This is a genomic window from Paractinoplanes toevensis (genome assembly GCF_018332695.1).
GTDB lineage: Bacteria > Actinomycetota > Actinomycetes > Mycobacteriales > Micromonosporaceae > Actinoplanes > Actinoplanes toevensis.
Genome location: NZ_BOQN01000137.1, coordinates 23,770 through 34,303 on the forward strand (window position 1 = coordinate 23,770; position 10,534 = coordinate 34,303).

Below are 10,534 nucleotides of genomic sequence, written 5' to 3' on the forward strand. Positions count from 1 at the left end.
TTGAGCCTCGACTGGATCTACTACGCGATTTCGTGGATCCTCCTGCGCTGGCACGCCTTGTGGGACGCAATCGGAATCCCGACCGACAAGTTCCTCGGGACCAACTGGTCCTGGGTGCTGGCCATCGTCTTTCTGGTGGTGACGGTTCGCGTCATCCTCTTCCCGGTCTTCGTCAAGCAGATCAAGAGCCAGCGCGCCATGCAGGCGCTGCAGCCCAAGGTCAAGGCCCTTCAGGAGAAGCACAAGGGTGACCGGGAGACGCTCCAGAAAGAAATGATGGAGCTCTACAAGACGGAGAAGGCCAACCCGCTGATGGGCTGCCTTCCGATGTTCTTGCAGATCCCCGTCTTCCTGGGCCTGTTCCACACCCTGCGCCGGCTGAACCCCTCGAACACCCAGACCACGCTGTACGGGTGGACCACCGAGCAGTTCCGGGACGCCACCCACGCGTCGCTGTTCAACGCGCCGCTGGCGTCGAAGTTCGGGTCGACCGCGGACGAGCTCAGCGCGCTGCAGGCCAACAGCACCACCGTGAAGGTCATCGCCGGCATCCTGGTCCTGATCATGATGGGCACCACCTACGCGACCAGCCGCCAGATGATCCTCAAGACCGGCTGGGCCGAGGACCCGCAGCAGAAGATGATCCAGCGCCTGATGCTGTACGGCATCCCGCTGTCGCTGCTCATCTCCGGTTCGCTGTTCCCGATCGGTGTGATCATCTACTGGGTCACGAACAACCTGTTCACGCTGGCCCAGCAGCAGTGGGTGCTCCGCAAGTTCCCGCCGCCGCCGATGGCCGGCAAGAACGGCAGCGCGCCCAAGAGCAGCGGCCCCCCGGTCAAGGCGTCCGGCTCGAATTCGCCGAAGAGCCCGGTTCAGCCCGCCGGCCGCACCGGTGGCCTGTTCGGCCGCAACAAGGCGCAGGCCGAGCCGGAGACCCCGGTCGTCGACACCAAGAAGTTGGGCCCGCGGCCCGGTGCCAAACCGGTGAATCCGAAGAAGGGCACCCGACCAGCGAGTAAACCCAAGGGATGATCGCGGCTCGGGCGCCAACGGCGCCCGAGCGCTCCCCTTGCACTGAACCTCCCCGCGGGCGCCGCCGCGGGAACAGCGGACCGAGCAGGTCCGGCCCGATTGAGTACGGAGATGAGACCGTGACCGACACCAGCACTCCCGAATCTTCGGTCTCCGAAGCGACGTCGTCCGAGGCTCCGGCCTCGGCGGAGACGTCAGAGGAGACCAAGAAGTCGGAGACCGTCACGTCCGAGAGTGACCTGTTCCGGCAGAGCGAGATCGCTGCCGATTATGTCGAGGGGCTGCTGGACATCCTCGACTACGACGGCGACATCGACGAGCTGATATCGGGCGGCCGGCCGATGGTCGAGGTGGTCGGTGGTCGGCTGCAGCCGCTCGTCGGCCAGCGCGGAGCGACCCTGGAGGCGCTGCAGGAGCTCACCCGCCTGGCGATCTTCCGGGCCACCGGTACGCCGAGCCGGCTGCTCCTCGACATCGGCGGCTACCGTGCCTCCCGTCGCAAGGAGCTGGCCGCCGTCGCGCGCAACGCCGTCGAGAAGGTCAAGGAACACGGTGACCCGGTGCGCCTCGAGCCGATGTCGGCGTTCGAGCGCAAGTGCGTGCACGACGTGGTCAACGCGATCACCGGCGTGCAGAGCGAGTCGGAGGGCGTCGAGCCCAACCGCCGGATCGTGGTGCGGGCGGCCGACTGACGATGACTGATCCCCGCTACGGCGCGGGTGACCTCGGCCCGGGCGAGTCGTCGCCCGGGCCGTCGTCTTTCCCGGGCCGCCCCTCGTCCGGCGCACGCCGGCCCCTTGCGTTTCCTGGCCGGTCGTCCGCGGCCGCTCGATCTGCCTCGTCGGCGCCGGCCTTTTCCCGAAAGGGCAAGCCGTCGACCGCGCCGGTGTCGCCCGCTTCCCCGGATCCTTCTGACCAGCCTGCTTCGGCGACCGCGCCTGCTTCCGGGGCCGCGCCTGCTGGCGCTGGCGTTCCTCCTGAGGAAATTGAGGATGTGGCGCGCCGGCTCTTCGGGGATCGTTTTGATCTTGCGGTGGCCTTTGCCCGGCTGCTGGTCACGGACGGGGTGGTTCGGGGTTTGATCGGGCCGCGAGAGGCCCCGCGCATCTGGGAACGGCACTTGGTGAATTGTGCCGTTCTGTCCGAAATGATCCCTATAGGTGCTTCGGTGGTTGACGTGGGGTCTGGCGCTGGTTTGCCCGGTATCGTGCTTGCAGTGGTGCGGCCAGATCTTCGGATCGCCCTGGTCGAGCCGCTGGCACGACGTACTGCCTTCCTGACCGAAGCGGTGACCGAACTCGGTCTCTCAGCCGTGACGGTAGTTCGAGGCCGCGCCGACGACGTGGTGGGCAGTGCGGCGGCCGGTGCCGATGTGGTCACCGCGCGGGCGGTGGCGCCGCTCGATCGGCTGGCCGGGTGGTGCCTTCCGCTGGCGGCGGTCGGCGGGAGGTTGCTTGCGCTCAAGGGCGCGTCGGCCGAGGACGAGATTGCGGAGCACCGGGCGGTCGTCGCCGAACTTGGCGGGGGTGAACCGGTTCTCCGGCTGTGCGGGACGGGTCTGATCGACCCGCCCACGACGGTCGTGGAGATCGTCAAGGAGCGTGAGGTCGTGCCCGTGCCTTCGGGACCGAAGCCGCCGTCCGGCCGGGCGGCGGGGCCGGGGCGCGGTGCCGGTGGCAGGGCCGGCGGGCGAGGGTCCGGGCGAGGGAGAACGCGGAGGGGATAGATGGCCAGGCGGGGCGCGCGGAAGAGAAACGTCAAGAACCGACGTCCCGATCAGGTTGCTGATCTCGCCGCGCCGTCCTCGGGGACCGGTGAGCCCTCGATCGCCGATGAGCCGGTCCCGCCCGGTCGTCGTCCGTCACCTCGTCCGCGACCCCGAACCGGGGAGGCTTCGGCCGGGCCGGTCTTGGCGGTGAACGCCGGTCCTTCGTCCGGCCGGCGTGCTTCGGGCTCGGATCGCGCCGGGCCCCACGCCGGTCCTGGAGCTCTCGCCGGCCCAACCGGTGGACCGCGAGTCTCAGCGCCGCCCGGGGGACGGCTGCCTGGCCAGGGTGCGCCGGGTCGACGGGCCGAGGTGGGTGCAGGACGGCCACCGGCTTCTGGGCCAGTCGCCTGGGTTCTGCCGGTGCCCGTTCGTGGTGGTGTGGAGTCTCCGGGTTCCGTGGGGACGACGTCCTGTGGTGCTGGGGTCGGATTTGAGGGCCCCGCCGGTGTTGGGATGAGGCCCGGCGCGGACTCCGCTGTTCGGGGTTCGGGCGGAATGCTGGAAGGCTCCTCGGAGACGGAAGCCGTGCCTGCGCCGGATGACGGCACTGCTCCGAGGCGTACACCGAGACGCTTTTCGGACCCCGACTCAGACCCAGACCCGGACCCAGGCCTGGGTCTGGACGTGGACCCGGGTCTGGACGTGGACCCGGAGACGGCGATTTTGTCTGAGGGCTGGACCGCTCCCGCGCGCGTATCGGACGGCTCTTCGGAGATCGAGCCAGGGATTGAGTCTGAGGGCGGGACTGCTCCGACGCGTACGCCGGAAAAGCTCTCTCTGCGGGAGTCGCGGCAGTCAGAGGGAGTCGAACGCTCGGGCGGCGGGGTTTTGGGGGACTTTGAAGGGGAAACGCGGGAGGTGGACCCGCCGGATCACGGCGCTGCGTTGCGGCTGGTGCCGGGCTTGATGGTCTTTGCGGCACCGCCCGTGGACGATCTGCCGGCGTTGCACGGGCCTCATCAGGCGGACGGCCGTGGCGAGGCTCGCCCGACGGCCGTAGGCTGGCCGGGCGTCGATAGTGTGGACCGGTCTCCTACTTCCGGAACGCGCGAGTCGCCTACTGACCCGTTCCTCACCAACAGGGATAAAACGGTGCATGAGTTCGGTGTTTCACGTGAAACCGAGTCGTCTCTCGGGCCTGGTTGGCCCTCGGGAGTGGGTCATGTCGGGCCTGCTGGTGCGTACACGCTTGATCAGGGCGTGCCATCGCCGCGCGTAGGAAGCGGACATTTGCCGCAAGCCTCCGCTGGGCAGGTTTATGGCACGCCTGCGCCGAAGCCGGGTCCGGAGGAGCCGCGTCGTTCTCCGGCGCCCGCGCCGCGGTCAGCACCTCCGGCCGTTTCGTCGCCGGTTCCGGTGTCCGCCGCGCCGGCGCCTTCTGCTCCCACGTCGGGCGTACCCATTGCACCCACCTCAGACGGCGCTGTGGCGCCGACATCGGGTGGGCCGGTGGCTCCGGCGGGTCCCTCATTCGGTCCCGCGAGCGTCACGCTCGACGCTGACGAGCATGTTTCACGTGAAACGCCGGGCCAGGATGAAGACGATCCGCCGCTCGCCATGGAAGCGTTGCGAGCTGTGCAGATCCTCAACCCGAGCGGCGAAATCACCATGCCGCGTCCGGACCACCCGAGGGTGCTCTGCGTCGCGAATCAGAAGGGCGGCGTCGGCAAGACGACCACGACCGTGAACCTCGCGGTCGCCCTGGCGCTGCACGGTAACCGTGTGCTCGTCGTCGACCTCGACCCGCAGGGCAACGCCTCCACCGGTCTCAACGTGCCGCACCACGCCGGCGTCCCGGACGTTTACGACTGTCTGATCGACAATGTGCCGCTGTCCGAGGTTGCCCAGCCGGTCGAGGGCATTCCGAACCTCTACTGCGTGCCGGCCACGATCGACCTCGCGGGCGCGGAGATCGAGCTGGTGTCGGTGGTCGCGCGCGAATCTCGGTTGGCCCGGGCGATCGCCGCGCACCCGGAGAAGTTCGACTACGTCTTCATCGACTGCCCGCCGTCGCTCGGCCTGCTGACGGTCAACGCACTCTGCGCTGCGCAGGAGGTGCTGATCCCGATTCAATGCGAGTACTACGCGCTTGAGGGCCTGAATCAACTGATCAACAACATCAATCTCGTACGGCAGCACCTGAACCCGACGCTCGACGTCTCCACCATCCTGCTGACCATGTACGACCGGCGTACCCGGTTGGCCGATGCTGTCGAGCAGGACGTGCGCAACCACTTCGGTACCAAGGTGCTGAACGCCGTCATCCCCCGGAACGTCCGCGTGTCGGAGGCTCCGAGCTACGGCCAATCCGTGATGACCTACGATCCCGGATCAAGGGGCGCGACCAGCTACTTCGAGGCCGCCCTGGAGATCGCGATGCGTGGCGTCAGCACAGGAGGAACGGCATGAAGAACCGTCCACGGGGCGGCCTGGGCCGCGGCCTGGGCGCGTTGATCCCGACGGCTCCGGCTCCGGCCGTCGATACCTCTTCGCCACCGGTCGCGCCCTCGTCGGCGCCGATCCCGCCGCCCGCGGCGCCGTCGTTCGAGGACGTCGCTCCCTCGCCTCTGCCGCCCCACGATTCGGACGGGTTGGCGCCGGTTCCCGGAGCCCGCTTCGCCGAGCTGTCGGTCACCGCGATCGAGCCGAACGCCAAGCAGCCGCGGCACGTGTTCGACGAGGAAGCGCTGGAGGAGCTCAAGACGTCGATCACCGAGGTTGGCTTCCTGCAGCCGATCGTCGTGCGCGATCTCGGCGACGGCCGCTATGAACTCGTCATGGGTGAGCGCCGGTGGCGGGCCGCGCAGGCGATCGGCCGGGAGACCATTCCGGCGATCATCCGGGAGACCCGCGACGACGCGATGCTGCGGGACGCGCTGCTGGAGAACATCCACCGGGCGAACCTGAACCCGCTGGAAGAGGCGGCGGCCTATCAGCAGCTGCTCGAGGAGTTCGGGGCTACGCACGAGGAGCTGGCTCGGCGCATAGGGCGGAGCCGGCCGCAGATCTCCAACACCATCCGGTTGTTGAACCTGCCGGCTCCGGTGCAGCGGCGGGTGGCCGCCGGGGTGTTGTCGGCGGGGCACGCGCGAGCGCTGCTCGGCCTGGACGACGGCGACGCTCAGGAAAAGCTCGCGCTGCGGATCGTGGCCGAGGGCCTTTCGGTGCGCGCCACCGAGGAGCTGGTTTCGCTGGCGCTGTCGGACGGACCGGCGAAGAAGGCGGCTCCGACCCGACGGGCGAAGGTGCACGCGCCGGCGCTGAACGAGTTGGCGGATCGGCTGTCCGACCGCTTCGACACCCGAGTGAAAGTCGACATCGGTCGGAACAAGGGGAAGATCACCATCGAGTTCGCCACGGTCGATGACCTTGAGCGGATCGTCGGGATGATCGGGGTCGAGGAAGAGGGTTCGGGCGCCGAGGAGGAGTGACAACTCGCTTCGGGTTCCTTTTGGTTCCCTGGCAAAGGCACGTGACTCGGTCACGTGCCTTTCTTGCTGTTTGGAAGCCTTTCTCAGCTTCACAGACGATGGTCGGCCTTATCCCGTTTTGAGGGCCTTCTGATTCGTCCCCAGACCCGAATCTCACCCCTCCAGAAATCCCAGGAGAATGGCTCTGACAGAACCGAAACGGACACCCTTCCCTGCTTGATGTTGATCACCATCGAAGGGTGTGCGTGGCCGCCCTGGATCTTGTTGAATGAGCGCCGCCATGGCGTCTTGATGTCGTCATAGATATGTAGAGATGTTGACCTCTTTAGGAGAAGCAGATGGTTGTTGAGCGGCCGGACCCGCCACGGAGTGGGAGCGAGCGCGAGATGCTTCGCGTGTTCCTCGACTTCCATCGAGCGACGCTAGCCATGAAGTGCGAAGCGCTTACCGACGAAGATTTGCGATCCCGGTCCATGCCGCCGTCGACGCTTACTCTGCTGGGCTTGGTCCGGCACATGGCCGAGGTCGAGCGAACCTGGTTCCGGCGGGTGATCGGCGGAGAGGACGTGCCTCTGGTGTGGTCCGCGGAAGGAGACTTCCAGGCGGCGTACGACGCCACGAGCTCGACCAGAGCTGAGGCCTTCTCGGTGTGGGAGGCCGAGGTGACAAAGGCACGCGAGATCGAGGCCGGCGCCGAGTCACTGGACGTCATGGGCCACCAGCCCCGCTGGGGCGAGGACGTGTCCCTTCGCTTCGTGATGCTGCACATGATCCACGAATACGCCCGGCACAACGGCCACGCCGACTTCCTACGAGAGGGAGTCGACGGCACAGTCGGCGCCTGATTCTGGTTTGGCCGGTTGCCGACCTTGGCGGCTCTCAAGGCTTGGGCCTGAGCATTCGTCGTCAGGGTGAGGAGGGCTGCGCGTTGGGCCGTGGGGCGGCGTCCCCCGGCCTTGCAGCTTTGCTGGAACGCGCGAATCGGCGTCTTTGCCGTTGGTCCCCCAGCTTGGCCTTCTTGCGGTGCGGGGTGGGTCGGCTGGAACGCGGCTGAGTGCCGCTGCCCTGCTCCGCCTCCTGGTGGGCAGGACACCGCTCCGTCGGATTCCCCGACTGACTGCGCGACTTGGTACCTCGCGTGGGTCGGCTTCTCAGGGACTCCCGCGCGCCAGTTCGGGCTGTTGAGTGGCGGGTGTCGGCTCCAACACTGGGCTATTGAGCGGCCGTTGCTGCCGCCCGCGCTTCTGGCGAGGCGGCCTGGACCAGAGCACGATCTCGCCTCCTGTTCCCGCAGGAGAGTGCGGCCCTCCGTGGCTCCCGGCATCGAGGTCAACTCGGTGGTCGTGAACGAAGTCGGACTTTGCGAAGCGAGAGGTGTGCTCGCACGGACCGGACCCGGAGATCGTCGGGGTGAGCCTGTCGCCGTTTTCCGTTCTGTTCCATGGTCGGCGCCGACCAAGTGGCTGCTGATGTTTCACGTGAAACAGCGGGTAAAAGCAACTTGAGCGGCGCGACGAAGACCGAGGCGAATCCGCGCACGTTCGGGTACGAGGTTTCGCGTTCCGTGCCAAGCCCCGATCAGCTGCGGTGCCTCGGACGGCGCCTGCACCGTGGATGGTTCCCTGCCGGCATGTGATGGTCGGGATGCAGACCGCTGCAGTTGCGCGTTCCCGACGGTGCTCGGGCGCCGGCAGCACATCCGGATCGTATGAGCGGGGTACGCGGACTCGCAGACTGAACCGATCGCTGGGAGCAGGTGGAGCACATCTGAACGTCTGGTCGCGCTGGCATAGGTCTGCGCTTCATCGCGAGTCCCAGCGTGCGGTTCAGAAGGGTTCGTCGAGTCGGGGCGCGCCCAGCGGTCGGTCTTTGGAGCCAAGCCAACCGACGGAGTGCCGGAACGCTTTGGTTACCTACTCGACGGCCTCCCAGCAACTGAGGGCTGGATCTGCCCCACACCGACACGCTCGACCTGGACGCCGCCGCGGCACCCGGGCGCCGAAGCACGGAGTTCTGGGGTCGTTGCCGACCTGAGGTGGTTCCTCGAGCGGGCCAAGGTCATGGTCGGGCAGAAGGAAGGCGTTGCCCCAGGCTGTCGACGGCCGACTCGGACAGCCGGCAAGGACGAGAACCCCTCCGCCGCTGTCTGCTCGCCACGAAGGCTCTGCCATCGCCCGCGAACGGGCTGCGGCTTCTGGCGGTGGGTGCCTCCCGGTCCGTGATCGGTTTGGCGGCGCCACCCGTCGGAGCCATCGGCTTGATCATCATCGGGCGTCGGGCGTCGGGCGTCGGGCGCTGTTTCACGTGAAACAGCGCATCAGAAGATTCGACGAACGCCCTTGGTTGTACGCCGCGCCCCGCCTGATTGGTCGGGTCTCCGGATCAAGCCGCAGGCGTCCGCGGACGCAGCGATCAGTCGCTAGCCCGGAGGAGCAGTCGCTGGAATCCGCCTACCCCGGGCCGCGATCCGTATTGGCCATTCGTGGGATGCGCTCAAGCACGCCAGCCGGAGATGAGGAGCGGCCAGCACGACCGGCGCAACGGGTCGGCCGAGCTGTAACCCAGTCGGGCTGGAAGTGGAAGCCCTGATAGAACGGCGCGGCAAAGAGGAGGCTCGGCGAAGGGACAGCGAAGCCGGTTGGGCAGGCAAAGCGCAGGGCGTTCGAAGAGCGAGGACAACGAAGACCCAAGCAAGGTCAGCGCGAGCGGATGCCACCGCGGCCGGGTGTCGGTGGTGAGGCGAGCGCGACTGGTGCTACGTCAGAGTGGTCCGTGGAAATTTAGCCGGCGCCGGTCGCGAGATAGCCGCGAGTGAACTGAGGGGGCAGCGGGATGGGCGCAAGTCAGCAGAGCGGGAGAGGAGCGAAGGAGTGAGCGGGATGCGGGAAAGCGAGGTCTGGGATTGGGGAGCGCGGCGGCACCATCTCCGACACTCGATGCCGAGCCTGCTTCTTGCCAGACCTCAATGTTGGCTGGCGGTCATGTCCGCCGTCCCGTTCGTTCTGCGCCTGCCTTGCATCTCTGTTTCACGTGAAACAGAGGCTCTCGAAACTGGGGCAAGGCACCAGGCGACAGGAAAGGTGCGACTCCGCGACGGAAGCCGGATCGATGGCTCGGCGGTGGCAGGACCGCGATGCCGACTCGGCCCGACGTCTCCATCCCACCCGGGGGCCCCGGCCTATGAGGCTGAGTCGAGTCGGCCGTGATCCGGTCGGCCTTGCTTTTGCGTTGAGCCAGGCTGACCAGACGTCAAACCACGAGCGTGGTTGGTCGTCGCCAAACACAGCCACCAAGCGACTGAGAATCGCTCGGGCTCCAATCACGGTCGTCGCCTGTGTTCAGCACTGGGCGAATCTTCCGGCACCACGGCGATCGGCAGGAGAGGCGCGGGATGCGACCGGTTCGCCGCAGAGCGAGTTCGGTTCGGCCAAGCCGAAGACCGGTTGCTCGACCAAGAGCGGCTAATCCCTCCGCACCGCGGCCGTTGCCGATGCCGTGCTCAATCTCCAGGGAGTGGGCTCTCGCCATCACCGGAGATTCCTCTTCACTGCCATCGAGTTTGCCGACGAGGGCCTCGACTCTTGACCGTCCTAATACACGCCCCCGACGCCGCGCCGTCCAGGAGGCGGTCGTGCCCAGCAGATCGGCGCCGGCCTGATCGAGCGCGCCGTCTTCGCGGCTCCTTCGGAACCGCCGGTGCATCCGGTCGCCGGCCGATATGGCGTAAGCCCACGGGGCATCATCGCAAGGACGGTTGCGAGTGTCCCTTAGCTACAACCCCGATGTCTGCGCTGTCTCCCTCCTGCCGTCTGTAGTCCGCTTGGAACTGATGTGCGCGCAGGCCAAGTTGTTCAGGACAGTCGAAGGTCTCGCTCCGGACAGGCTCGGATGCCAAGCCGGCGGTGGCATTGGGCGCGGCAGATTCATTGGTTCCGGCTTGCTCCCACTCGTGTTCGGGGTTCGCTCGAGTTCGCCATAGCTACCCAGGACGCCCGCGCAGTTGGAACGGACCCGGCCAATTCTTCTTCCGGGCGGTGGGTTCGGAGCGGCCTCGCCGCCCGGACACGGCAGAAGATCTAACGATCACGCCCCGCTTCTTTTGGGCTGGTGGTTCCCTAGGCCGCCTGCTGGACGACGCCATCGCATACCAAAATCGTGCGAAAGACTGCTGCCCTATTGGTTGGGCTTCCTCTGAAGCCTCTACTGGGCACAGAGGCCTGAGTGGTCGGAGCCCACTGCCGCACCGCTTGTTTCACGGGAAACGTTCACCCAGAATCCTCCGGAGACCGGAGACCGGAGA

The 10,534-nt window shown here is 67.1% G+C and carries 6 protein-coding genes; all 6 read left to right on the top strand.

The genetic code is table 11. From position 1 onward, the window contains the following. The 6 genes from yidC to Ato02nite_RS44975 all read left to right on the top strand — a co-directional run bounded on the left by yidC (nt 1) and on the right by Ato02nite_RS44975 (nt 7,079). Nucleotides 1–1,035, top strand: coding sequence for a membrane protein insertase YidC (yidC, locus tag Ato02nite_RS44950; RefSeq protein ID WP_213012848.1), 1,035 nt, complete (start codon nt 1–3; stop codon nt 1,033–1,035). Between the two features lie 119 nt (nt 1,036–1,154). Beyond that, the gene (locus Ato02nite_RS44955; RefSeq protein ID WP_213012849.1) at nt 1,155–1,727 is read left to right on the top strand and encodes a Jag family protein; all 573 of its coding nucleotides are present in this window, start codon (nt 1,155–1,157) and stop codon (nt 1,725–1,727) included. Between the two features lie 293 nt (nt 1,728–2,020). Continuing rightward, nucleotides 2,021–2,761 (top strand): 16S rRNA (guanine(527)-N(7))-methyltransferase RsmG, encoded by a 741-nt coding sequence (rsmG, locus tag Ato02nite_RS44960; protein ID WP_246608119.1) that lies wholly within the window; start codon nt 2,021–2,023, stop codon nt 2,759–2,761. A 1,134-nt stretch (nt 2,762–3,895) separates the two neighbouring features. Then, complete coding sequence (locus Ato02nite_RS52760; RefSeq protein WP_281419900.1) at nt 3,896–5,212, top strand: ParA family protein; 1,317 nt, start codon at nt 3,896–3,898, stop codon at nt 5,210–5,212. Beyond that, nucleotides 5,209–6,234, top strand: a complete 1,026-nt coding sequence (locus Ato02nite_RS44970) for a ParB/RepB/Spo0J family partition protein (RefSeq protein ID WP_213012851.1) — start codon at nt 5,209–5,211, stop codon at nt 6,232–6,234. The genes Ato02nite_RS52760 and Ato02nite_RS44970 overlap by 4 nt, the downstream gene beginning before the upstream one ends. A 338-nt stretch (nt 6,235–6,572) precedes the next feature. Further along, nucleotides 6,573–7,079 carry a DinB family protein gene (locus Ato02nite_RS44975; RefSeq protein WP_213012852.1) on the top strand — a complete coding sequence of 169 codons (507 nt, stop codon included), beginning with the start codon at nt 6,573–6,575 and terminating at the stop codon, nt 7,077–7,079. Nucleotides 7,080–10,534: the final 3,455 nt, after the last annotated feature.